The sequence below is a fragment of the Hoeflea sp. genome (genome assembly GCF_039975035.1).
Classification (GTDB): Bacteria; Pseudomonadota; Alphaproteobacteria; order Rhizobiales; family Rhizobiaceae; genus Hoeflea.
In genome coordinates this window covers 1-24,052 of the sequence record NZ_JBDWHW010000222.1, presented here as the reverse complement: position 1 = coordinate 24,052, position 24,052 = coordinate 1, and the positions used below count along the sequence as shown (strand labels likewise).

Annotated in this window: 27 protein-coding genes; 11 read left to right on the top strand and 16 right to left on the bottom strand. The window is 61.4% G+C overall.

Going from position 1 to position 24,052, the window contains the following annotated elements; all coding sequences use genetic code 11:
* Window positions 1-10 precede the first annotated feature (10 nt).
* Window positions 11-1,009, top strand: coding sequence for a LacI family DNA-binding transcriptional regulator (locus ABJN75_RS19590; protein ID WP_348441277.1), 999 nt, complete (start codon window positions 11-13; stop codon window positions 1,007-1,009).
* A 39-nt stretch (window positions 1,010-1,048) separates the two neighbouring features.
* On the opposite strand, the gene ABJN75_RS19585 is transcribed toward ABJN75_RS19590, so the two are convergent.
* On the bottom strand, window positions 1,049-1,804 hold the full coding sequence (locus tag ABJN75_RS19585) for a hypothetical protein (RefSeq protein WP_348441276.1): 756 nt from the start codon (window positions 1,802-1,804) through the stop codon (window positions 1,049-1,051).
* 200 nt (window positions 1,805-2,004) lie between these two features.
* On the opposite strand from ABJN75_RS19585, the gene ABJN75_RS19580 reads away from it, so the two are divergent.
* On the top strand, window positions 2,005-2,913 hold the full coding sequence (locus ABJN75_RS19580) for a cation diffusion facilitator family transporter (protein ID WP_348441275.1): 909 nt from the start codon (window positions 2,005-2,007) through the stop codon (window positions 2,911-2,913).
* 111 nt (window positions 2,914-3,024) lie between these two features.
* On the opposite strand, the gene ABJN75_RS19575 is transcribed toward ABJN75_RS19580, so the two are convergent.
* The 10 genes from ABJN75_RS19575 to ABJN75_RS19530 all read right to left on the bottom strand — a co-directional run bounded on the left by ABJN75_RS19575 (window position 3,025) and on the right by ABJN75_RS19530 (window position 11,059).
* Entirely contained in the window at window positions 3,025-3,429 is a 405-nt protein-coding gene (locus ABJN75_RS19575) for an OsmC family protein (protein WP_348441294.1), read from the bottom strand.
* Entirely contained in the window at window positions 3,429-4,340 is a 912-nt protein-coding gene (locus ABJN75_RS19570) for an MBL fold metallo-hydrolase (RefSeq protein ID WP_348441274.1), read from the bottom strand. Before ABJN75_RS19570 ends, ABJN75_RS19575 begins: the two co-directional genes overlap by 1 nt.
* Window positions 4,337-4,573, bottom strand: coding sequence for a thioredoxin family protein (locus tag ABJN75_RS19565; RefSeq protein WP_348441273.1), 237 nt, complete (start codon window positions 4,571-4,573; stop codon window positions 4,337-4,339). Before ABJN75_RS19565 ends, ABJN75_RS19570 begins: the two co-directional genes overlap by 4 nt.
* Window positions 4,574-4,585: 12 nt before the next feature.
* Window positions 4,586-5,644, bottom strand: coding sequence for a permease (locus tag ABJN75_RS19560; protein ID WP_348441272.1), 1,059 nt, complete (start codon window positions 5,642-5,644; stop codon window positions 4,586-4,588).
* Window positions 5,641-5,928: a metalloregulator ArsR/SmtB family transcription factor gene (locus ABJN75_RS19555; RefSeq protein ID WP_348441271.1), complete on the bottom strand. Its 288-nt coding sequence runs from the start codon at window positions 5,926-5,928 to the stop codon at window positions 5,641-5,643. Before ABJN75_RS19555 ends, ABJN75_RS19560 begins: the two co-directional genes overlap by 4 nt.
* Window positions 5,929-6,157: 229 nt before the next feature.
* Entirely contained in the window at window positions 6,158-7,066 is a 909-nt protein-coding gene (locus ABJN75_RS19550; protein WP_348441270.1) for a CHAD domain-containing protein, read from the bottom strand.
* Window positions 7,063-7,539, bottom strand: coding sequence for a CYTH domain-containing protein (locus ABJN75_RS19545; RefSeq protein WP_348441269.1), 477 nt, complete (start codon window positions 7,537-7,539; stop codon window positions 7,063-7,065). Before ABJN75_RS19545 ends, ABJN75_RS19550 begins: the two co-directional genes overlap by 4 nt.
* 69 nt (window positions 7,540-7,608) lie before the next feature.
* The gene (locus ABJN75_RS19540) at window positions 7,609-8,766 is read right to left on the bottom strand and encodes a Gfo/Idh/MocA family oxidoreductase (protein WP_348441268.1); all 1,158 of its coding nucleotides are present in this window, start codon (window positions 8,764-8,766) and stop codon (window positions 7,609-7,611) included.
* Between the two features lie 278 nt (window positions 8,767-9,044).
* Window positions 9,045-9,935 carry a TIM barrel protein gene (locus ABJN75_RS19535; RefSeq protein WP_348441267.1) on the bottom strand — a complete coding sequence of 297 codons (891 nt, stop codon included), beginning with the start codon at window positions 9,933-9,935 and terminating at the stop codon, window positions 9,045-9,047.
* A gap of 11 nt (window positions 9,936-9,946) precedes the next feature.
* Window positions 9,947-11,059, bottom strand: a complete 1,113-nt coding sequence (locus ABJN75_RS19530) for a Gfo/Idh/MocA family oxidoreductase (RefSeq protein WP_348441266.1) — start codon at window positions 11,057-11,059, stop codon at window positions 9,947-9,949.
* A gap of 137 nt (window positions 11,060-11,196) precedes the next feature.
* Between ABJN75_RS19530 and iolD the strand changes: the two genes are divergently transcribed.
* From iolD to iolG, 6 genes are read left to right on the top strand one after another with little or no spacing between them, the layout of a single operon-like run.
* Entirely contained in the window at window positions 11,197-13,062 is a 1,866-nt protein-coding gene (gene iolD, locus ABJN75_RS19525) for a 3D-(3,5/4)-trihydroxycyclohexane-1,2-dione acylhydrolase (decyclizing) (protein ID WP_348441265.1), read from the top strand.
* A gap of 1 nt (window position 13,063) precedes the next feature.
* Complete coding sequence (locus tag ABJN75_RS19520) at window positions 13,064-13,903, top strand: phytanoyl-CoA dioxygenase family protein (protein WP_348441264.1); 840 nt, start codon at window positions 13,064-13,066, stop codon at window positions 13,901-13,903.
* Window positions 13,900-14,880: a 5-dehydro-2-deoxygluconokinase gene (gene iolC / locus ABJN75_RS19515; protein ID WP_348441263.1), complete on the top strand. Its 981-nt coding sequence runs from the start codon at window positions 13,900-13,902 to the stop codon at window positions 14,878-14,880. Before ABJN75_RS19520 ends, iolC begins: the two co-directional genes overlap by 4 nt.
* A gap of 29 nt (window positions 14,881-14,909) precedes the next feature.
* Window positions 14,910-15,752, top strand: coding sequence for a 5-deoxy-glucuronate isomerase (locus ABJN75_RS19510; RefSeq protein ID WP_348441262.1), 843 nt, complete (start codon window positions 14,910-14,912; stop codon window positions 15,750-15,752).
* On the top strand, window positions 15,749-16,591 hold the full coding sequence (locus ABJN75_RS19505; protein ID WP_348441261.1) for a class II fructose-bisphosphate aldolase: 843 nt from the start codon (window positions 15,749-15,751) through the stop codon (window positions 16,589-16,591). Before ABJN75_RS19510 ends, ABJN75_RS19505 begins: the two co-directional genes overlap by 4 nt.
* A gap of 3 nt (window positions 16,592-16,594) precedes the next feature.
* On the top strand, window positions 16,595-17,584 hold the full coding sequence (gene iolG, locus ABJN75_RS19500) for an inositol 2-dehydrogenase (RefSeq protein WP_348441260.1): 990 nt from the start codon (window positions 16,595-16,597) through the stop codon (window positions 17,582-17,584).
* Between the two features lie 101 nt (window positions 17,585-17,685).
* Here the strand turns inward: iolG and ABJN75_RS19495 are convergent, their stop codons facing one another.
* From ABJN75_RS19495 to ABJN75_RS19475, 5 genes are all read right to left on the bottom strand, one after another.
* Entirely contained in the window at window positions 17,686-18,246 is a 561-nt protein-coding gene (locus ABJN75_RS19495; protein WP_348441259.1) for a hypothetical protein, read from the bottom strand.
* Window positions 18,247-18,570: 324 nt separating this feature from the next.
* Complete coding sequence (locus ABJN75_RS19490) at window positions 18,571-18,783, bottom strand: hypothetical protein (protein WP_348441258.1); 213 nt, start codon at window positions 18,781-18,783, stop codon at window positions 18,571-18,573.
* Window positions 18,780-19,442 carry an acyl-homoserine-lactone synthase gene (locus ABJN75_RS19485; protein ID WP_348441257.1) on the bottom strand — a complete coding sequence of 221 codons (663 nt, stop codon included), beginning with the start codon at window positions 19,440-19,442 and terminating at the stop codon, window positions 18,780-18,782. Before ABJN75_RS19485 ends, ABJN75_RS19490 begins: the two co-directional genes overlap by 4 nt.
* A 43-nt stretch (window positions 19,443-19,485) precedes the next feature.
* Window positions 19,486-20,241, bottom strand: a complete 756-nt coding sequence (locus tag ABJN75_RS19480) for a LuxR family transcriptional regulator (RefSeq protein ID WP_348441256.1) — start codon at window positions 20,239-20,241, stop codon at window positions 19,486-19,488.
* Between the two features lie 250 nt (window positions 20,242-20,491).
* On the bottom strand, window positions 20,492-21,445 hold the full coding sequence (locus ABJN75_RS19475) for a LysR family transcriptional regulator (RefSeq protein WP_348441255.1): 954 nt from the start codon (window positions 21,443-21,445) through the stop codon (window positions 20,492-20,494).
* A 160-nt stretch (window positions 21,446-21,605) separates the two neighbouring features.
* Between ABJN75_RS19475 and ABJN75_RS19470 the strand changes: the two genes are divergently transcribed.
* From ABJN75_RS19470 to ABJN75_RS19460, 3 genes are all read left to right on the top strand, one after another.
* Entirely contained in the window at window positions 21,606-22,382 is a 777-nt protein-coding gene (locus tag ABJN75_RS19470; protein ID WP_348441254.1) for a transporter substrate-binding domain-containing protein, read from the top strand.
* An 87-nt stretch (window positions 22,383-22,469) separates the two neighbouring features.
* On the top strand, window positions 22,470-23,261 hold the full coding sequence (locus ABJN75_RS19465; RefSeq protein ID WP_348441253.1) for a creatininase family protein: 792 nt from the start codon (window positions 22,470-22,472) through the stop codon (window positions 23,259-23,261).
* 17 nt (window positions 23,262-23,278) lie between these two features.
* Window positions 23,279-23,926, top strand: coding sequence for an amino acid ABC transporter permease (locus tag ABJN75_RS19460; protein ID WP_348441252.1), 648 nt, complete (start codon window positions 23,279-23,281; stop codon window positions 23,924-23,926).
* The last annotated feature ends 126 nt before the right edge of the window (window positions 23,927-24,052 follow it).

Genomic DNA, 24,052 nt, shown 5'->3' with positions numbered 1-24,052 from the left:
CCGCCGATCCATGCCGCCAACTTTGAAGGATGTCGCCGAACGGGCGGGCGTGTCGCGCGCCGCAGTGTCACGCACGTTCACCAATGGTGCGTCGGTATCGCTGAAAATGCGCCGAAAGGTCGAAAAGGCGGCGGCAGAGCTCGGTTACAGTCCCAATGCGCTGGCCTCGAGCCTGACGACGGGCCGCACCAAGCTGATCGGCCTGGTCTCGAACAACTTCCACAACCCGATATTTCTCGAGGTGTTCGACCTGTTCACCCGCGGCCTGCAGGATCGCGGGCTGCGGCCTTTGCTGGTCAATCTGTCGGATGAAACCGATCCCGCCAATTCGATCCGTATGCTGCGTCAGTATTCGGTCGACGGCGTGGTGGTGGCATCCTCGACACTGCCGCCCGGGTTCGCCAAATCCTTCCGCGACGCGGGCGTGCCGGTGGTGCACAGTTTCGGCCGCTACGCCAGTTCGCCGGAGGTGCATGTGGTCGGCATCGACAACGCCGAATGCGGGCGCATGGCGGCACGGGAACTGGTCAGGCGCGGCTACACTGATGTGGGGTTTCTGGGCGGGCCGGAGCAGGCCACCTCGACCCAGGACCGTTTCCGTGGCTTCATGGAGGAACTGGCGCTTCATCAGGACCTGGCCGTGCGGCACTCCTTCGCCGAGGCCTATTCGTTCGATGCAGGCCGCAAGGAAATGCTGGAGCGGCTCAAGGGCAGGCCGGCCGAGGCCTATTTCTGCGGCGATGACGTGTTGTCGATCGGCGCGCTCAGCGCGATTGCCGATTCAGGGCTCAAGGTGCCCGATGATATCGGCCTGATCGGGCTCAACGACATGGAGATGGCCGGCTGGGAGAACATCAATCTCACCACCATCCGCCAGCCGATCAGCCAGATCATCGATTCCTCGATTGAACTGATCGTGTCGATGCTGGAAAAACCCGACCGCTACCCGGAAGCCCGGCTGTTTCCCTGCCGGGTGATCGAGCGGGGAACGCTCAGAGCAGTCAGATGATCAGGGCAGGGCATGCCTGTGTCCGGATGCTGCGGCCGATCACAGCATTTGCGCCTTGTTCACCAGGTCCTGCTTTGTCGGATAGAGCGAGGTGTCTACGCCAAGCCCGGCGAGCGCCTGTCTGAGATCATCGTGTGACAACGACTCGATGGCCTCGGTGGTCATGTTCATGAAATTGAGCTTGCGCCTGAGCGGCGGATTGAGTTCGCCGAACACGCTTTTGTTTTCAAATCCAAACTCTTGGGCGTATTTTCCCATAAAATGAGTCAGGAAGGTGTTGAGAGCGGGCCTCACCCTCGGATCGTCCGTCATATGCTGTCCACAGGCATCCAGTGTCTCCACCATCAGTCTGGTCCAGAGCTCGGCGCCCCTGGCCGTCATCACCTGAATGGCGTTGTGGGTGTGGTGAAAGTTCAACCTGAAATCACCGCCGTGGTAGGCCGGGCCGCCGCCCATGACGTCGATCCACATCGCCGACTGTGTCATGACGTGATGCTCCACGCCGCCGATGCGGGCGAAAGCCGAGGCGAACCATTCCTCGGCGGCGAACACGCGCCCGTAGAAATTCCGCACAATGGCGACGATCCGGTCAGGCCCGAGCACCGAATAGAGTTGCCAGAACTGTATCGGTTTGCTCACATCGTTGGAGGCGGTAAGCGAGATGATCGGCGCAATCCGGTGTGCGTCAGCCGGCAGCATCTTTCGCGCAACAGCCGCCATGATGTAGTCCCGCTGGATGTCTTCCGACATGTAACCGTGCCCGGTGGGATAGCTGGGATAGTTGAATGTGCTCACGCGTCACGCCCTTCACCCGGTCGGGGTTTCGTTGGTCTTGTGCGGCATATCTAGGAAACGGGTTTGGGCAATGCAAACGCAGTCCGATGGCCCTGTCTTAAGTGAGTGGCCAGCGGCCGGCTTTTTTGCTTGTATCTATAGCTGCTAGAGGGGTTACAACGCTCAATACCCGACTTCACCTCGCACGCAGGACCCCACGCATGGCAGGCCATCATCACCACAATCACATCGACCCCGATGCCGGCGACGCGCGCGTCTTTTGGGCGGTCATCGTCAATCTCGGGCTGACCGTGGCGCAAATCATTGGCGGCATTCTCTCGGGCAGCCTGGCAATGATCGCCGACGCAATTCACAACCTGTCGGACGCGCTGTCGCTGATCATTGCGTTTCTCGCACGCAAAATCGCCAGGCGGCCCGCTGACGGGACCATGACCTTCGGCTATGGCCGCGCCGAAGTGGTCGCCGCGCTGATCAACTACACCACGCTGATCGTGATCGGGCTATACCTCATCTATGAGGCGGTGATGCGCTTCATCGAGCCGCAGAGCGTTGACGGCTGGCTGGTGGTCATCATCGCCGGCGTCGCTCTGGCCGTTGATGTGGTAACCGCGATGCTGACCTATTCGCTATCCAAGGACAGCGTCAACATCCGTGCCGCCTTCCTGCACAATGTCGCCGATGCGCTGGGATCGATTGCCGTTATTGTCGCGGGAACCCTGATCATTGTCTATGACTGGCACTGGATCGACCCGGCTGTGACACTGCTGATCGCCGGTTACATCCTGTGGATGTCGTTCAGTGAAATTGGCGAGGTCATCCGGATTCTGATGCTGGGCGCACCGGTGGAACTGAACGCCAACGACGTGATCGTGGCCATCGAGGCGGTCGACGGCGTGTCAGGCGTGCATCACCTGCATTTGTGGCAAATGCAGGAACATGCGGCAGCGCTCGACGCGCATCTGGTAATCGAAGCGGGTCGGTGGGACGACGCCGATGCAATCAAGCAGGCGGTAAAAGACAAGCTCAGCCAGAGTTTTGGGCTGGGCCATACGACGCTGGAGATCGAATGCGCCAGGCACGCCTGTGTCGGCGCGCAGATGATCGGGTGAGCGGGTAAGGTATCCCGGGCAACATTTTCCCGGGGATGTTTGCTTTGGCACTTCAGGTCCGCAACCAGCTTGCGGCGGTCGGTCTCCGGCTGACGGCTTCCCGGATGCGGCTCAGGCCTTGCGCCGGATTGTTCCGACAAGCTCTGTGGCTTCGGCCAGTGTGTTGGAGATGGTGCCGTATTTGCGCAGATTACGGTGAAAAAGGTCCAGTCGCTGGTCGGTCTCAGCGGTATCGACCACTATCTCATAGTCGATGCGGACCATCTTCGGCGGATTGTCCTGGCGCTGGCCATGCAGGCTGACCTCGATGGCGCGCAGATCGAATTCCAGTAACGGCGCGATGCGTTCGGCACCTTTCAGCAAGCAGGCGGCAAGGCTTGCCAGCAGCATCTCCGCTGGATTGAACGCATCATTACGGCCCGCCATGTCTGTGTCGAGCACGATTCTTGCGTCTTTGGTGGTGGCTTCCGACCCATGGGCGTCGATGCGGCGGGCGCTGACTCGATATTCGAGCATCATTCCCACTCCATCTGTTCATAGGTTGCCTGCGCATTGCTGCCCGAGAGACTGTCGAACTGTTTGAGATAGGACCAGTCGGACTGGTCAATCGTGGGTGCGTCCATGATGTCGCCACCCGCTTCGATCAGTTCGCCGGTCTGGGTGCGCAGGTTGACAAGATAGTCGTAGGTCTGGCGTCGTGCCTTGTTCAGGTCGGTGGCATTGCCATGGCCCGGCACGATATGGCGCGGATCGAACGCCGCCATGGCTTCGAACACCCCGATCCAGCTCTTGACGTTGTGCGCTGGTCCGGTTCCCAGAATACGGTCGACATAGACGATGTCGCCGGTGAACATCACGTTGCGTTCGTCCAGCCAGACAAATGCATCGCCCGGCGTGTGCGCGGAGCCGCGATGCATGATCTCGAAGCTGAGACCGCCGAAGTCGAGGATATGGTCGGTCACGAAGGTTATGTCGGCATGCGACGGGTCGGTTCCCTCCAAGCCGTCACCCAGAAGCTGGGCAAGCGTGCTCAATTGCATCGATCCGCGGGCCAGCTGATCAGCCACGGCCGCCTCGGACGCGATCACTTTTGCGCCTGTCTCCTGCCAGTAGCTGTTGCCCAGCCAGCGGTGATCCTGCCCGCCGGTATTGATTACATAAGTCACCGGCTGGTCGGTAATTCCGCGGATTGCCTCATGCAGGATTTTGGCGCCCTTGTAGGACCCGCCGGGATCAATCAGCACCGCGCCCTCGTCGGTCACAACGAGCCCGAACGTGGCGTTGTTGGCAAGGTTTGCCGGACTGCGCTGCTCGGTTTCGCCGACGATGGCCCAGACATTGTCGGTGACCGGTTGAATCTCGAGCGTCTGGGCCAGGGCGAGCGTGGGAACAGTCATCAAAGTGGCGGCGGCAATTGTCCGGATCATGCCGTGAGCCAGCCTTCGAGCTTGCCGGCATCGGGCAGCCCCCCGGCATGGACCAGCTTGCCATCGACCGAGATGCCGGGCGTCGACATGACGCCTGCCATGGCGATGGATTTCGCATCGGTGACCTTTTCGACCTCCACCATGATCCCGAGCCGCGACGCGGTGTCCTTGACCATGGTTTCCGTGGTTTCGCAGCGGTTGCAGCCGGGGCCGTAGATCTTGACGGTTTTCATGAGGGAACCCTTTCAGAGAATGGCATTGAACAGAAAGCCGGTGGCGAGAATGCCGCTCGCGACGACAGCGATGAAGATCGTGATCAACCGAAGTGTCAGCACCTGTTTGAGAATGATCATCTCGGGCAACGAGAGCGCGATCACCGACATCATGAACGCCATTGTCGTGCCCAGTGCGGCGCCTTTGCCCAAGAGCGCCTCGACGATCGGGATGACGCCGGCGGCATTGGTGTACATCGGTATGCCGACGACGACTGCCGCCGGGACCGACCACCAGGCCTCTCCGCCCATGATTCGCAGCATAATCGCTTCAGGGACATAGCCGTGGATCACCGCGCCGATAGCGATGCCGACGAGCACCCAGATCCAGACCTTGCCAACGATCTCGCGTACCTGTTCGACACCGATCTTCAGTCGGTCCACCAGCGTCAGTCGTTCCTCGGGCAGATCGCCGACCGGGCCGGCATTCAGTTCGCGCACCCAGTCCTGCAGGTACCGCTCCAGCCCCATCCGGCCCAGGACGAATCCGGCGACGGTGGCGATGGTGAAGCCGAAGACGAGGTAAATCGTCGCGATCTTCCAGCCGACGAGGCCGTAGAGCAGTCCCAGTCCCACCGGTCCCACCATCGGACCCGCGATCAGAAACGAGAAGGTCACACCGAGCGGGATCCCCGCCGAGACGAAACCGATGAAGAGCGGCACCGAGGAGCAGGAACAGAACGGCGTCAGCACGCCCAGCAGGGCCGCCAGCGGATAGCCCCATATTTCCCGCTTGCCAGCCAGCAGAGTCCGGGTTTTTTCAGGGCTGAACCAGCTGCGCGCCACACCGGTGACAAAGACGATGCCGGTCAGAAGCAAAAGCACTTTTGGCACGTCGTAGGCAAAGAAGGCGATGGCCTCGCCGGTATGGCTGTCACTTGCAACCGGAAACAGCGATGTGACCCATTCGGAAAACGGGATCAGCTGACCGTAGACAAGATAGAGCAGCACAGCCGCGACGGGGATGCCTGTATACCAGAGCCAGTCCTGCGTCCTGCGATCGGGAGCGGGATGGTGTGCCTCAACGGTCATGCGACCTTCCTTTCAGATTTCGCCTCGGCGGCCAGCACCGCGTCGACCACGGTTGCCAGTTCTGGCGCGAGATGCGGGTTGCGGCGATAACGCACCCACTGTGCATCGCGCCGGTCGCGAACAAGACCGGCCTCGCGCAGCACCTTCATGTGGCGCGACATGCGGCTCTGGCTGGCGCCGAGGCGGGCCATCAATTCGCAGACGCAATGCTCATCGCCGTCCCAAAGGAGGGCGAGTGCAGTGCGGCGGGTCGGATCGGAAAGCGCTGTCAAAATTTCCTGCATGCCGAACCTCATATGCGGCCTGGAGCATATGCGCTTTGATCCATATCAATGGATCAACCGGTTCCGGTCGCTTTGTGGGGGATGGTCATGCCACCCAAAACACGATCATGCGGTCGGCGGCATTGCCGCCGTCACGCGGGACAAGAAGCGGGAGGTTGCGATGTGGGAGCCAGGCTGGTCGCGGAGTTACATTTTCGGACATAGGCAACACTCCTTCCAGGCGCTGCATTCACCCCGCCGCATCATGCCACAGCGCCGCAATCCGGCTTTCGATCACCCGCTTGTCATCCTTGAGCAGGTTTGTGACGATGGCGTGGACCTGATCGTGCAGTCTGGCAGAGCGTGCCGCCATACATCTGCGCAGGATGGCAATCTCGTCATCAGTGCCGATCGCTGCCGGGTCCGCCGCGATCAGGGCATCGAGGCTGGTCAGATCGTGATCGTCGCCCAGAGCCTCGCCGGCCAGATCGGCGATTTCGGCGCGCAGGCCCATTTCGCCGGGCCAGGCGGTGCTGAGCAATTGCACATGCATCCGGTGATACTTGATGCGCTTGCGCAGGTCGTGCCAGTCGTCCGGGTTGCTGCTCGCACCGGCTCTGGCAAGCGCACTGACGGTGCGGCCGTAGTTTTTGGCGGCGCCCCGGGCGAGCACCGCGGTGGCCTTGCGACGCTTACCTGGTAGGCGGAGCTGGTGAAGCGCTTTGATACCGTCCTCGCAGCCTGTGATGGCCGCCGCGATCCTGTCCTCGATACCGGTTTCCTCTGCCGCGATGCGGTCGCGGCGTTCGGCCAGGCGGGCGTGGATGGCGAAAAGCGAGTCATGATTGGCCGCGGTTGCCTCGCTCACGATGAGCCGGTCGAGCGCTTCGACCAGCGCCGTGGCGTCGCGCGCGGATGCAAGTGTGCGGGCGATATCGCGCACCCGGGCGTTTTCATTGTCGCGGAATTCCGGGGCCGCGTCACCGACCAGCCGGACCAGCCCACGCAGCCGCTTGAAACATTTTCGGGCGTCGTGGATGGCTTCGTCAGGGCCGTCCGGCTGATGTGTGAGGATGTCGATCGCCATGGTGTACTGATGCCGGGCAACGCGGCGGAATTCGCGGCTCAGGGGTTTGCCGGGCCTGATCCGGTAGCTCATGGGTGTGTTTCCGGAGGCCGGCCGCTGATGGCCAGCATGGCGTTGGTCCAGGCCGGATCGCCGGTTACCTCGCGACCCAGCCATGGCGGCAAGGCCGGATCGTCGCTCTCCGAGCCCATTTCGACTTCGGCGGTAACCAGCCCGGCGAGCCGGCCTTCATAAACATCGACTTCCCAGACGAAGCCCTCGACGTGGACGATATGACGGGTCTTTTCGATCAGCCGCCCGCGGCTGGTTTCAGCCATGGCGCGCGCATCGGCAAGAGGGATGGAATACTCGTATTCGTGCCGGGTCATCTCCGATACGCCGACCTTCACCGTCAGCCGGGCACTTGTATCGTCATAGATGCGCACCCGCAGGGAGGTGCCGCCATCGACGGCGACATAGGCCTGGACGATGGCTTTCGATGTCTCGACAACGCCGCGCCAGGCGTCGTTGTCAACGAGGAATTTGCGTTCGATTTCCAAAGCCATGCCGCATCTTTGACCGGATGGACCGGATTTGCAATCAGCGCGGCAAGCCGGATTGCCGCAGCTGTTGTGCTAGCGGAACATCGGCGGCCGTGCATCCACCCATGTGCCGTCGGCCTTGCCCGATTGAGCCACCGCAAAGACGGCTGCCATCGAGCGCAATCCGTCCTCGGCGCGGGGATAGAGGTCGGCGGCGGGATCGATTGCGCGCCCCTGCTTCTCGGCGCGGATGGCCTCACTGAGATCGTGATAGATGTTGGCAAAGGCCAGCGGCATGCCCTCGGCGTGGCCGATGGTGACGCGGGATGTGCGGTCGGCCTCCGGCGAGAGGTTCGCCTCACCACGCTCGATGGTTTCGAGCCGTCCGCCAAGCGGCATCCAGTAAAGCTGGTTGGGCTGTTCCTGGGCCCATCTGAGCCCGCCGTTTTCGCCAAACACCTGCAACGTCAGACCGTGCTGGCGGCCGATGGCGATGGATGAGGTCCACAGCCTGCCGATTGTGCCGCCTGACAAACGGAAATTGACCATGGCGTCGTCTTCGAGTTTGCGGCTTTGAATGCAAGACACGGTGTCGGCGGAGAGCGTTGTCACTTCCTGGCCGGTGACGAAGCTTGCCATGTGCAGCGCGTGGATGCCGCAATCGGCGAATTGCGCCGAGACGCCTGCCTGCGCCGGGTCATAACGCCAGCGCACCCGCGGATTGTCGGCGTCGGCGGCATCGGCATGGTGGCCGTGGGCGAACTCGGCCTTGACCAGCCGGATCTTGCCAAGATCGCCGCGCGCCACCATCGCCTTCATGTGGCGCACCAGCGAATAGCCGGAATAGCCGTAATTGACGGCGCAGATCCTGCCGGTTGCGCGAGCGGTGCGAACAATGTCCTCGCCTTGTTCCACCGTCATGGTCATCGGCTTTTCGCACAGCACGTGAAATCCGGCCTCGAGATAAGCCTTGGTGATCTCGTAATGGGTGGCGTTGGGCGTTGCGACGGTGACCAGATCGATCCGGTCGTCGCGATTGCGTTCGCCCTCGAGCATTTCGCGCCAGTCGCCATAGGCGCGGGTCTCGTCAAGCCCAAGCCGCTGGCCGTAGTCGCGGCCTGCATCCGGGCGGTGGTCGAGAGCGCCGGCGGTGAATTCGAATTCGCCGTCAAGTCCGGCTCCTAGCCGGTGTGCCGGACCGATCTGGCTGCCTTCGCCGCCGCCGATCATTCCCCATTTGAGCTTTGTCATGATGATATGCCTCCCAATTGATGTGAAACAGCGTCGTGCCGGAAATCCCAGTCCCGGGTAGATACCAACACTGCCAAACCGGTCTATGTAGCTTCATTCTCCGTCATGCCGGACTTGATCCGGCATCCAGCGACCCGGCGTCTGCCGGGTCAAAAGAGCCCCTCAGCCCAAGGACTTGGGCTGACTGGATACCGGATCAAGTCCGGTATGACGGTGCAAGGAACTTGGTCCCATCGTGAACTAAATCGAGCATGTTCTGGTCCAACTACCGGATGTGTCTAAAATCCGATGGATTGCAGATAGGCGCGGTTGGCTTTTGCATCGCCCACCGGATCGGGATCGAGCAGCGGATCGCAATCCTGCTCGACCGTACACCAGCCCTCAAAACCTGCATCGAGCAGGATCTGCCGCACCGCCGGAAAATCCACATCGCCATCGCCGAGATTGCAGAAGATGCCTTTGCCGCAGGCATCATAGAAACCGGTGCGGTTGTCGAGCACGTCGGCTTTAACGACAGGATCTATATCCTTGAAATGCATGTAGGAAATGCGGTCGATGTGGCGCTTCATGAAGGCCACCGGGTCAAAGCCGGCATAGGAATGATGGCCGGTGTCGAAGCAGATCTTGAGAATTTTCTCATCCACTTCGTCAAGCAGCCGTTCGAGCTCGGGTTCGAAATCGATGAAACCCGCCGCATGGGCGTGGATGCCTACCGTCAGCCCATATTCCTCGGTGCCGAGTTTGGCCACAGTGGCGATGCGGTCGCGGAAGGTAGTCCATTCGGCCTTGTCCATCTGTTCGGCCTCATCGGCGCGTCCGGCAGTGGGCGCGCGGCGCGGCGAGATCGAATCGATCAGCACAAGGTGCTGTGCGCCATGGGCGGTGAGCGCCTTGCAAGTCCTGACCGCGCCATCCATCACATCGTCCCACTGGCTGGCATCGTGGAAGGCGCGAAACACCACGCCGCCGATCAGCTCCAGACCGTTTTCATCGAGTGCCTCGGCAAGGATCGCCGGATCTTCCGGCATGAAGCCGACGGGACCAAGCTCGATGCCGGTGTAGCCGGCTTCTGCGCATTGCTTCAGCACCGTCTGCCAGGCCGGGTTGCGCGGATCGTTTGCAAATTCCACGCCCCAGGAGCAGGGCGCATTGCCGATTTGGATTGTCATGTCTGGTTGCCCTAAGCTTGCTCTAACGTAGTGATGGATTGCCATGATTTGGTGTGTGACGAGGCGAACGCTGCCGCGACGATTTCATTGACCGCGAGCCCGTCGCGAAATGTCGGCCACACTGGTTTGCCGGTCTCGATGGCATAAAGGAAATCCCGCGCCTCGATGATGATCTGGTCCTGATAGCCGGTGCCGTGGCCGGGTCCCTGGCAGAATGGCAGATAGTCGGGATGCGCCGGGCCGGTGAGGATCTTGGTAAAGCCGCGCGTCGCTTCCGGCTCATCCATGCGGTAGAGCCACAGCGCATTCTGGTCTTCCTGGTCAAACCGGATCGCGCCCTTGGTGCCGGTGATCTCGTAGGCATAGCCCATCTTGCGGCCGGTCGCGATGCGGCTGAAATGCATCTGCCCCATGGCGCCATTTTCAAAACGGCACATCATCTGGCCCTGATCGTCATTGCTCACGTCTCCGCCGGGGCGGGTTGCGTGAACGGTCTCGATCTCGGCCATCAGCGACCGGATCGGCCCGACCAGCGCCAGGGCGGCGTTGATCATGTGCGGAGCCAGATCTCCCATGGTGCCGTTGGCCTCGCCCGTGGTGCGCCAGTTGGCAGGCGTCTGCGGGTCGGCCAGAAAATCTTCCGTGTGCTCGCCGCGAAACCAGGTGATCTTGCCGATCTCGCCGTCGGCAATCAATTGTCTGGCGAACTGGCTCGCAGGCGTGCGTATATAGTTGAAGCCGACCATGTTGGCCGCGCCGCTCTTCTCCGCAGCCTCGACCATGGCGCGGCTGTCCTCCAGCGTTGCGCCCATCGGTTTTTCGCACAGTACCGGCTTGCCCAACGCGAATGCTGCCTCGGCAATGGCGCGGTGGGTGGATTGCGGTGAGGCGATGACAATGGCCTCGACCCTCGGGTCGGCAACCAGTTCGCGCCAGTCGGATGCTGCGCGGTTGAAGCCGTAGGCTGCGCGATAACGCTCGGCGGATTGGGGGGAGCCGGCCGAGACCATTTCCAGCCGGGGGCGCACTGCGGTGTTAAACACCGCGCCGACGCTCGCCATGGCAACCGCATGGGCCTTGCCCATGTAGCCGCCGCCAACAATGCCAACGCCAATTTCACGCATAATCGGGTCCATATTGAAATTCAGTTTGCAACCGGTTGCAAATTTTGTATCTTCGGAATTCAAGTTTCGCAAGCGGCATTTTCGGGTCCGGTCAAAACCGCCCGGTGATGCCGGCCAAGAGGGAGGTCTCGGCGCGCATGACTGAGGACACTGTACGCCTGACAACGGCACAAGCCATTATCCGCTATCTGGCCAACCAGTTCATCGAGATCGATGGCGTGGAGATGCGGCTGTGCGGCGGCGGCTTCGGCATATTCGGCCATGGCAACGTCACCTGCCTGGGTGAGGCGCTGTATGATGCGCGCGACAAACTGCCGCTGTACCGGGGCCAGAACGAGCAGAGCATGGGCTTTGCTGCCGCGGGCTATGCCAAGCAATGGCTGAGACAGCGGTTCATGTTCTGCACCGCGTCAGCGGGTCCGGGGACTGCCAACCTCCTGACTGCGGCGGCGCTGGCGCATGCCAACCGGTTGCCGATGCTGATGCTGTGCGGTGACATTTTCCTGACACGGTTGCCCGATCCGGTGCTGCAGCAGCTTGAGCACTACGGCAATCCGGCGCTCGGGCTGAATGATGCCTTCAAGGCGGTGAGCCGCTACTGGGACAGGATCACCCATCCGGCGCAGATCATCCAGTCGTTGCCGGCGGCGATTGCCACCCTGCTTGATCCGGCCGATTGCGGTCCGGCGTTTATGGGCCTGCCGCAGGATGTTCAGGGCTGGGCCTATGATTATCCTGTCGCGCTGTTTGCCAAAAAGCTGCACCGTATCCGCCGCCAGGCACCCGATACGCGGGAGATCGCCGATGCGGCGGCGCTGCTGGCATCGGCGCATCGCCCGGTGATCATCGCGGGCGGCGGAGTGCAGTATTCCGGCGCGGTGGCCGAACTGACGGCGTTCGCCGAAACACGCCAGATCCCGGTGATCGAAACCATCGCCGGGCGCGCCAATCTGCTCAACGAGCATCCGCTCAATATCGGCCCTGTCGGGGTGACCGGTTCGGACAGCGCCAATACGATTGCCGCAAAGGCGGATGTGATCCTCGCCATTGGCACGCGGCTTCAGGATTTCACCACCGGATCCTGGACCGCCTTCGATCCCGGCGCGAAACTGATCTCGGTCAACGCGGCGCGGCATGATGCGGCCAAGCATCTGTCGCTGCCGGTGGTGGGCGACGCCAGGATTGCCATTGCGGCGCTTGACGCGGCGCTGGGGCGCTATCTCGCGCCAACCGGATGGACCACGCTTGCGCAGGCCGAACGCACGGATTGGGACAGATATGTCGCGGACAATGTAGCCCATGGCAACCGGCCCAATTCCTACGCCCAGGCCATCGGCGTGGTCAATGCGCTGTGCGACAGCCGCGACCGTGTGGTCACCGCCTCGGGCGGGTTGCCCGCCGAAATCACCGCCAACTGGCGCACACTCGATATTGGCACGGTCGATGTCGAATTCGGGTTTTCCTGCATGGGTTACGAGATCGCCGGCGGCTGGGGCGCGCGCATCGCGCAGGCCGAGCGTGAACCCGACAAGGACACCATCGTGTTTGTCGGCGACGGCGCCTACATGCTGATGAATTCCGACATCTACTCCTCGGTTCTGTCGGGCAAGAAGCTGATCATCCTGGTGCTCGACAATGGCGGCTTTGCCGTCATCAACAAGTTGCAGAACAACACCGGCAACGAAAGCTTCAACAATCTGCTGACCGATTGCCCGACGATTGACGAACCGTTTGCGGTGGATTTCGAAGCCCATGCGGCAGCGATGGGCGCGATTGCGGAGACCGTGTCCAGTCCGGCTCAACTGGGCGAAGCGTTCAAGCGCGCCAAGGCGAGCAAAAAAACCCATGTGATCGTGATGAAGGTCGATGCCTATGACGGCTGGACCACGCAAGGTCACACCTGGTGGGAAGTCGGCACCCCGCATGTGAGCGACAATCCCAAGGTCAAGGCCGCGCATGAAGACTGGGAATCCACCCGCTCCAAGCAGCGCAAGGGCGTTTGAGATGAAGCGCTTCACAGCCGAAAACGCCGATCCCGGCATCATCATCGAAGAACTGCTGCATGGCGGCGGCGCGGTGGCGATTTCCGGCTTGTTCACGCCCGAAGACATTACTGAAGCCCGCGCCATCGTCATGGCGCATTCGGAAAGCGAATCCGAGAGGGTCACGCATTTCCAGGGGGCCGCCGCGGAGGACGGCAAGATCACGCTGCAACGCCGGGTCTGGAACCTGCTGGCCAAGGGCGAGGTGTTTTCGCGCATGGCGGCACACCCGGTCTTGATGGATATCCTGCGCAAGTTCCTGGGCACCGAATTCATTATGGGCTCGATTGCCGCCAACCGGATCTTGCCGGGCGGGCCGGGGCAGGAGCCGCATGTCGATTATCCCTATTGGGACTTTCACAAGCAGGAAACCCATCCGGTCGGGTTCAACGGTTCGTTCCCGATGAACGCCCAGGTCTCGGTGCTGCTGGATCCGTTCACTGCCGAGAGCGGTGCCACCGGTTATGTGCCGGGCAGTCAGAAACAGCTGCGCTATCCGACAGCCGAGGACCGGTTTTACGATCGTTGCGAGCAGATGCTTGGTGAACCGGGCGATGTGGCGCTGTTTTACGGCGTCACCTGGCATTGCGCCATGCCCAACAGGTCCGATCACGACCGCAGCGCCATCCTGATCCAGTATCTGCCCAAATGGGTCAAGCCGATGGAAGACATGCCGGCGGCGTTGCCGCAATCCTTCCTGGATGCGGCAAACCCTGACATGCGGCAATTGCTGGGGCTGAATTATCCCTATCCCGAAGTTCTCGACGCCGCGCGCGCCGGCAATGCCGAGGGCAGGGCATGAACGTGCTTGATGGTATCAAGGCCCGCAATTTTCTGGTGATCGGCCGCGTCGGCATGGATCTGTCGCCCGAGCCTGCCGGTGTGCGCACACGCGATGCGGTATCGATGGTTACCGGCATGGGCGGGTCAAGCGCCAACATCGCCGCAGGTCTGGTCAAGCTTGGCTGCAAGGCGGCACTGGTGACGAAAGTCTCCGATGATGCCGTCGGTTGGTATTGCCTGAACCAGCTCGATCATTACGGCGTCGACAAAAGCCACGTCAAAGCGATCACCGGCGAATACCGCACCTCGCTGGCGGTCTACGAAACCCGGCTCGAAGAACACCAGAGCGTGATCTACCGCAACAACGCCGCCGATTTCCAGATGGACATCGCCGATGTCGAGGCGGTGGATTTCGGAAGCTATGGCGCGCTGATCACCGCCGGGACCGTGTTTGCCGCCGAGCCGTCGCGTTCCGCCACGTTCCGGGCATTCGAATTGGCCCGGGCGGCTGGTCTGCCGATCATCTTCGATGTCGATTACCGGCCCTATTCCTGGCCGTCGCCAGAGGTGGCCGAAGAGGTTTTGTCACGCGCGGGGGCGATAGCCGATGTTATTGTCGGCAATGACGAGGAGTTCGGCTTCATGGCCGGCGGTCTCGACAAGGGGCTGGACAAGGCCCGCGAACTGGCCCGGACCAGCGCCGCCATTGTCATCTACAAGATGGGGCCTGACGGCGCGGTGGCGTTTGCCGGCAGTGAAGAGCTGCGCACCGGGATTTATCCGGCCGCCGCGATCAAGCCCACCGGAGCGGGCGACAGTTTCCTGGCCGGCCTGCTCGCCGGAGTTTCCGAAGGCCGGGAGCTGAAAGACGCCGTTCTGCGCGGCTCGGCCTGCGCCTCCATTGTGGTGTCGCGGCCCGGTTGTGCGCCCGCCATGCCAACGACTGACGAGCTTGAGGCTTTTCTCTCGACCCATCCCGGCCCGACCAAGGTCTGAGCCCCCGTATCCCGAAAGGATCCGACACCATGCACATCGCGCCCTATGACAATCAGAACAAACCGATCGTCGATGCGGGAGACGCCTGCGTTCCGCTGAACTACTTCAACATCGTCAAACTGAAAAAAGGCGAGGCTTTCGCCTATCAGGTGCCCGGCTACGAGACCTGCATCGTGCCCGCCACCGGCACGGTCGATGTCGACGTCGAGGGCGTGGGCTTCGTGGCCCTTGGAAATCGCGGCGTCGATGTCTGGGACGGCGAACCGGAAGGGGTTTATGCGCCGGTCGGCGCCAAGGTGACGATCGTCGGCGTTTCCGACCGGACCGAGGTCTTTATTGCCGGTGCCAAATACGACAAGGTGCTGGACCCGTTCGATGTCCGCGCCAATGGGCTCGATCAGGTGCAGTACGGCTCCGACGACACCAAGACCCACCGCAAGATCAAGCACATTCTCGGCCAGAAACATCACGGCAAGGTCGGCCGGCTGCTGGTCAGCGAATTGTTCACGGTCGGGCAGGGCGGCTGGTCGGGGTTCCCTAGCCACAAGCATGACACCGACCGGCTGCCCGACGAGACCCGGCACGACGAGACCTACAATTTTCGCTTCCGGCCCAATCATGGCTCCGGCATGCAGATGCTGCAGCGTGAGGACAACAAGCCCGGCGACGCCTATCATATCGTCGACGGCTCGACGATCTGCATCGACAAGGGCTATCATCCCTGCTGTGTGCTGCCGGGCTACGAGATGTATTATTTCACCATCCTCGGTGGCTTGAGCCAGCGCTCGCTGGTGCAGTATTTCCAGCCGACCCATGCCTACCAGATCGAAACCATTCCGGGCATCAAGGACATGGTGGCGAAGTTCAAATGAGCATCGCCACGCTCGCCGAAGTGCTTCAGCCGGCGCTCAAACATGGCTATGCCGTCGCAGGCCTGGTCACACTCGGCTGGGAGGACATGCGCGCCTATGTCGCCGCCGCCGAGGCCGAAGGCGCCCCGGTGATCCTGCAGGCCGGGCCATCCTGCCGGGCGCACACGCCGTTGCCGGTGCTGGGCAAGATGTTCCGCTATCTGGCTGAAAACGCCAGCGTCCCGGTGGTCGCCCATCTCGATCACGGCTACACATTCGAGGACTGCAGGCAGGCGCTCGACAGCGGCTTCACCTCGCTGATGTTCGACGGCTCGCGCAAGCAGCTTTCGCAGAACATCGCCGAGACCGCGGCAATCGCCGAAATGGCGCACAAGGCGGGCATTTCCTGCGAGGGCGAGATCGGCTTTGTCGGCTATTCCGGTGGCGAGAATTCGGCCGGCACCGATCCGGATGAGGCGGCGCGGTTTGCCCGCGAGACCGGTGTTGACGCCATGGCGATTTCGGTTGGCAATGTGCATCTGCAACAAGACAGGGAAGGCGGGCTCGACGAGCAGCGGATCCGGGCCATCGAGGCGCTGACGAGCGTGCCGCTGGTCATTCACGGCGGCTCCGGGGTTCCGGTGGCGCAACGCAGCGCCCTTGCCACCGGCTCCAGCATCTGCAAATTCAATATCGGCACCGAGCTCAGAATGGCGTTTGGCGCGGCATTGCGCGAGGCGGTGAACCGCGATCCGGAATGCTTCGACCGGGTCGCGATCCTGAGGCAAACCCATGAGCCGGTGATGGCCGCCGCCCGCACCGTCATCCGCGCGTTTGGCGCGCCAGCAAGGAAAGCCTGAACCATGCTCAATATCGGTATTCTGGGTTGCGGCCGCATCGGTCAGGTTCACGCCGGCAGCCTGCAGCACATCGACACCGCCGGTGTCGCAGCCGTCGCCGACGCGTTTGAGGATGCCGCCAATGCGCTGGCCGCCAAGACCGGCGCGCGGGTGATGACGACAGACCAGATCATCGCCGATCCGTCGATCCATGCGGTGGTCATCGGCACGCCGACAAACACGCATTTCGATCTGATCCGGGCGAGCGCGAAGGCCGGCAAGGCGATCTTCTGCGAAAAACCGGTCGACATGTCGGCGGCGAGAATCCGTGAACTGATCACGTTAGTCGAGGGCGCTGGCGTGCCGTTCCTCACCGGTTTCAACCGCCGTTTCGATCCCGGTTTTGCCACACTGCAAGCCCGTATAGCTGCCGGAGATATCGGTGATGTGGAACTGGTCACCATCCTGTCGCGCGATCCGAGCCCGCCGCCGGTCAGCTATATCAAAAGTTCGGGCGGGCTGTTCCGCGACATGATGATCCATGATTTTGACATGGCGCGGTTTCTTCTGGATGAGGAAGTGGTGCGGGTGTTTGCCACCGGTTCGGCGCTGGTCGACCCGGCGATCGGCGAGGCGGGCGATGTCGATACCGCGGTCGCCGTTCTGACCACCGCTTCGGGCCGCATCTGCCAGATTTCCAATTCGCGCCGCGCCACCTACGGCTATGACCAGCGCGCCGAGGTGCACGGCTCGCTTGGCCTAATCAAGGCCAACAATGTGCCCGAGAACAATGTCGAGTTCGCCAGCGGCGCGGGCTTTCGCTCGGCGCCGGCGCAGCACTTCTTTCTCGAACGCTATGCGGCGGCATACCGCGCCGAGATGATGCACTTCATCGCCTGCCTGGGGGCCGGCATCGCCCCGTCACCGGGAATCCGCGACGGCCTCGCCGCGCAAATGATCGCTGACGCCGCGGCACAATCGCTGGCGACCGGAATGCCGGTTGATCTGGACTGACGCCCGCAAAACAAAAACGCCCCCGGCTTGCAGAGCGCGAACCGGAGGCGTGAGGTGCTGAAAACACCCTGGAACTTTATCTCTTGTCGGCTGGGTGAGCGTCAGGCTGCTTTCATGGGATGTGGCTGTTCGCCCTTGACGGTCTTGCCGACCGTGTCGAAAGCCCATGCCTTGATCTGCGCCTCGAGCTCCTCGTTGCGCTGACGCAGCGCTTCGATCTGGCCGTCCACCTTGTCGCGCTCGGCCTGATGAATGGCGTCGAGTTCGTCCTGCAGTTCCTTGTTGCGGGCCTTCAGCGCCGCATTGTCCTGACTGCTGAGCGAATCAATCTGGTTCTGCAGTGTCAGAATCTGGGCGGTCGCCTTGGACTGGAATTCGAGCAGGTCGGCGATTTGCGACGTATGGGTGATCGCGGCTGCGTCCGCTTCGGATTTGGGCGTCAGAAACATTGCAGCGACGGCGAGGACGGCGAACAGCGGCACAAGCACGCTGCCCATGCCCGCCAGCGTGCTCAGCAGGTTGAGGTGTCCGACATCGAACATCGCAGCGAAAAACAGGGTTCCGAGAAGCGTCGCGACGGTCGCGCACACCTTCGACACGATTCCCATCGCGCTGCCGGATCGGCTCTCTACCTTGGTTTTGTTGGATTTTGAGGCTGCCACATCGAACTCCTTGCGCGAAAACCAAACGAGTGCTGGTCGAGATCGGCGTCCTGATGATCCTCGCCCGCGCCAACAGGCGGATGTCGGGATGCGCCGTCTGAATTGGAATTTGAACAATGCCGGGATCACAACCGATCCGACCGGCGTCGCGGGCCCGCATCATGCTTTCCCCGGAAGGGATGCCCGCAGCGGAAACATTAACCGCACGGTTTTAAGGAAAGGTGAAAACCGCCATACGATTGTTCATCGGCATGGCGGTTTTGTCATTTGCTGTCCGACCCATTCGGCGCAGGCTCGCTTGCAAGCCTGCCGACCGCCCTGTCTTTAGAGACGATCAAGCTTGTCCGGGTTGTCAGTTTCGTCGAACTCGGAGCACGGAGCATTCAACCGGGTCCGGATCTCCATTCGCGCCATCTTGATGAGATAGGAGAGAAACTTGTTGTCCGTGTGCCGCGCCACATCATAGGCGGCGGCCAGCAAACCCTGGATTTTCAGGAGCGCGACCGTCCTCTCGCTGCCGGATGGCCTGTCGCTCATGTGCTTACCCCGGCAAGTGGGAGTTGCGAGGGTTCGATGAACGGCATCTGCGCGCCCCTGCGCACAACCAGAGACCTGTCGACGGAAGCGTGACTGCGACCTGTAACAAGCGCTTTTTCGTTGACCTCGATATAGGCCACCAGGCACCAGTCGCCCGAAAGGATGCGCGGGATTCCGGCGGGGATGACATTCCAGCCCATGTCGAGCCAGCGCTTGAGCAGGTATTGCTGCAACACCCCGCCGATATGGGTGATGCCTTCCTCAAGGCAATATTCCATCACCGCGCAGAACATCTGCCCGAGAATTCCGGTCGATCCGACGCCGCGGTATTCGGGAAGCACATAGGTCCGGGTCCAGTCGGCCCAGTCCTCGCGGCGGGGGAGCCCGATATTTTCGCACATGTGCGGAAATTCTTCCGACACCAGGTTGGGAAGGCTTGTCGGCATCAGCCGTGCCGAGGTGACAACCCTGTCCTCGAGCATGCCCAGCATGTAGGTGGACTGCGGCGTATCGAACGGATCGAGTTCCAGCCCGTCATCGCTGATCGGCACCCAGCGGTTGGTTACGGCGTAATACTCATGCCGGCGACGGAGGAATTCCTCGAATTCGCGTTCGTAGAGATGCTTGTTCTGCGTGTTGACGACGTGTGCTTCAATCATCCTTTTCCCCTTTGTTCTGAGGGGAAAAGGATAGGCAGCCGGATTAGTGGATGTCGCCTAGCGAATCCGCCAGTTGACCCAGGGTGATTTCACCTTGTTGAAGTGCACGCACCACAGCATGCGTGGTGTTGGAGGCGTTGAGCTTGGCCCGGATCTGCGCGGTGTGAAACCGTACCGTCTGCTCACTGACGTTCAGGATGACGGAAATTTCCCAGCAGGATTTGCCGGCCGAGGTCCACAACAGCACTTCGCGTTCGCGCGCCGACAGTCTGGCACGTCCAGGCTGCTTTCGCTGACGGCGTTCGATCATGGATGAGGTGTAGATCGCCATCAGGTTGATGGCGCCGCGGTCCCTCGGGTTCAGCAACAGCTTGTCCGCACCGCCAAAAGACATCACCGACAGCCATTCATCACGCGAGAAAAGCGGCACGACATAGCCGTCCGCCAATCCGTGTTCAGCGGCTTCGCCGGCCACGCGGGCAGCGCCGTCAATCGCGGTGAAGCGTTCATCGACTTCACTCCAGACCAGCGGCTCCACCCTTGAAAAGACCTGCTGGCAAACCGCGTCGGACTTGGCGTAGTCGCTTTCGACATAGCGATCCCACCAAGCCTGGGGAAACCTGTTGGATTTGACCAGCGGAGCTATCGAACTGTCGCCGGCGGGGAGGCCGGTATAGATCATGTGTTGAAAGCCGTAACCGGCAACGACCTGCAGGAGATCGTCCAGAAGTCCGTCAATCGACACATGGTTGTCGACCCGCTCGATGAACTCAAAAACGCCAGCGTCTTGTGCACTCATTGGTGACCCTGAGATGGAAAAAGCCCGTATTTGGTCAAAAAACCCCCATATAGCGGCATTATAACCCACAAAATTATATGGCGCAAACACCATGTGTATGGGCGCGGACCCCGACAGCGCACCGGTTCCATCGCAACATCAGGCTAAGTTGTTTCACTGTGAAAAACGAGGGGGCATCCTGAAATTTCAGGGGTTATTACCACAAATTTCTGAAGGACCGGGCGCTGCCACATGCAACCGCCATGCCGGATCAGGGATATGTGCGTTCCGTTATCGCGGTCGTTTCAATCAGGTTTTCGATCGCCGAGACAAGCACGGTTTCGGCCGGATTCATGCTCCTGCGCGGGTTCTTGACAAAAAAGATATCGGCAACCGGCAGCGCTGAATAGGGAGGCAACGGCCACAACAGGCCGGCATCGACATCGCGCTGGGCGACGTGGACGGGCAGGGCGCCGACACCGATGCCGGCAACGATCATGCGGCGGACTTCCGGTAGGTTGGCGGAAATGCCCTTGATGTCGGGATTGAGCAACGCCCTTTCGCGCAACTGGGCCAGCAGAAACAGCGGTCCGCTCTCGACCTCGGTTTGAAACGAGACCGAGTTTTCGCCCTTGAGTTCGGACAGCTTGATCTGGGTCTTGCCGAACAACCGGTGCCGCGGGCCGCAATAAAGCGCGAAGCGTTCGCGGTACAACGGTGTGGCGGTCAGCAGCGGATCGGGATCGCGCATCAGGCACACGCCTATGGTCGCCCGGTTCTGACGCAGCCGGTTGAGCACTTCCGAGCTTTCGGCGACCGAAATCGAATAGGTCACATCCGGATTTTCGGAATTGAATTCGTGCAGCACCCGGTCAAGGTGCGGGGAGATGACATGGCTGGTCATGACAATGTTGATGTGTCCGCTGACATGGCGCTGGGCCTTGTTCAACAATCCGGGGATCTGGGAGACCGCGCCGAACATGGCGTTGCATTCCTGATACAGAATCTGGCCGGCTTCGGTCACCGCGAAATTCCCCGGGCGGCGATCCACCAGCGAGACGCCAACCGTTGCCTCCAGCCGCTTGAGCGCGCTTGAGATGGTGGGCTGCGTCACCCCCAGATAGTCCGCGGCGCGGGTCAGGCCCTTCTGGTCGACGACGATCATGAAGGTGCGCAGCAAATTCCAGTCGAGGTTCCAGGGGAAGCGCTGTTCGTAGGGTTGCATCATAAATCCTGTCTATAGTTGAGATAGATATTATTTGTTTGATCCATAGTAAACCGCCATGCGACATAATCGTTCAGGACTGAAACGGCGCGGGCCATCCCGGCGCAGCAACACAGTCCGGCAGTTCATTAATCAGAGATGGAACAGAAAAGGGCGTCACATGAACGCGTTTACCAAGATCATAGGGACCGTGCTCGCTGCAGGGTCGCTTGCATTCATGTCGGCCGGCATTGTCGCCGCCGACGAGCTGGACACCATCAAGGAAAAAGGCGTCATGCGCATCGCCATGAGCGGCGCATACCCTCCCTTCAACTTCGTCAACGAGAAGAACGAAGTCGTTGGCTTTGATGCCGCCATCGGCACCGAAATCGCCAAGCGCATGGGCCTCGAGACCGAGATCATCACCACCGCCTGGGACGGCATCATCGGCGGGCTTCTGGCCAACAAGTACGACGCCATCGTCGGTTCGATGTCGATCACCGAGGAACGCGCCAAGGTCGTCGATTTCGTCGGTCCCTACTACACCACCAAACGGGCGATCTTCACCATGGCCGGCTCCGACATCACAAGCGTCAGCCAGCTCGGCGATGTCACCATCGGCGTGACACTGGGTGAAACCCATGAACAATGGGCCCGCGAACAGGGCTACACCGTCAAGACCTACAAGGGTCTTCCGGAACTGCTGCTCGAACTTGAAAACGACCGCGTTGACGCCATCATTGCCGATTCGGTCGCTGTGATCCTTGCAGCCAAGGAAAGCGGCCGCGACCTGGTTGCCATCAACGATCTGGAAACCGAAGCTGTCGGCGCGGGTATCGCGATCCGCCAGGGCAATCCGGAGCTTGCAAAGGCAATGCAGGCGGCGCTCGATGCCATGCAGGAAGACGGCACTTATGTCGAAATCGCCAACCAGTGGGTCGGCGGCGACATTCGCTGAACCTGACACATTCGCCTCGCGTCCGGGCCGGTGCCCGGGTGCGAGGACAAGACCTGACTTCGGCATGTCAAACGGGGACATTGTTTCATGAAGACCAATTACGGCCAGCTTACCGTCGATGAGGTCCGCGAGGCGGACAAGGATCGGGTTGTTATCCTGTCGGTGTCGGCGACCGAGGATCACGGCTCGCACATGCCGCTCGACACCGATACGGTGCTGGGCATGGCGGTGGCCGAAGGCGCTGCAAAGCTGGCGCCGGAAGAGATTCTGGTGATGCCGCCGATTCCTTATGGCTTCAACGAGCATCACAAGGACTTCCCGGGCGTGATCTGGATCGAGCCCGAAACGCTGATCTCGTTCATCACCGATGTCACCAAATCGCTGGCTCATCACGGGTTTCGCCGCATCTTGCTGCTGAACTCGCATGGCTCGAACCATCCGGTTCTCGATCTGGCCGCGCGCAAGACCGTGATTCAGTCCGAAGTGCTGTGCGTGTCGTGCTCCTACTGGAACCTGATCTCCAGGCAGATCAACGCCATCCGCAAATCCGAAATCGGCGGGATCGCCCATGCCGGCGAATTCGAGGCGGCGATCTACATGCATCTGCATCCCGATCTGGTCGACCTGTCGAAAGCAACCAGGCAGGTTGCGCACAATCCGGGCAGCAAGTTCTTCAATCTCGATCTGGCCGGCGGCGGCGGCTCGGCGATGCTAATGCGCTGGTGGTCCTCGGTTTCCGAAGACGGAACCATGGGCGACCCGACTGTCGCCACGGCGGACAACGGCAAGCTGTTTCTGGATGCCGCGATCAACGCCACGGTCGATCTGGTTCGCGAAATTCGCGCCTTGCCGCTGCTTGATCGCAAAGATCACCACTGAGCGGGAGGGCTTGCGTTTTGGATACCGAGCTGATCGTCCGGGTTTTCCCGTACTTCATCGAAGCGGCTTGGATCACGGTCCAGCTCTCGGTGCTGTCGATGCTGCTCGGGCTGACCTGCGGCGCGCTGGGAGCGGCGGCGCGGCTGTCGCGCTCGCCGGTGCTGCGGTTCATCGGCGCCACCTATGTCAGTGTCATCCGCGGCACCCCGGCGCTGATCCAGATCTTCATTCTGTATTTCGGCGGACCGCAGGTCGGCATCCAGCTTGACGCGTTCGAGGCCGGCGTGCTGGCGCTCGGCTTCAACATCGGCGCCTACATGACCGAGACCATGCGCGGCGCGATCATCTCGGTCGACAAGGGGCAGAACGAGGCGGCGCGCACGCTGGGGATGAGCCGGTTTCAGACCTTCCGCTCGGTGACCCTGCCGCAGGCGATGCGGCTGATGATCCGGCCGCTCGGCGTCAACATCAACGCGCTGATCAAGGGCACGGCGCTTGTGGCGGCGATCTCGGTCGTCGAACTGACCTACACCGCTCAGCGCTACATCGGCTCCACCTACAAACCGTTCGAAATGTTCTTTCTCGCAGGCTCGATCTACATGGTGATCATCTATGTGACGGGGCTGGGCGTATCCTGGCTCGACCGGCGCGCGGCGCTGAAATGACGGCGCTGTTGCCCAATTCCGGAGGCCGTCATGGGTCTTGATTTTTCCGTGGTCCCGGCCTTCGCCGGAGCGTTGATCACCGGCGCGCTGTGGACCATCGCGATTACGCTGTCGGCGGCGGTACTG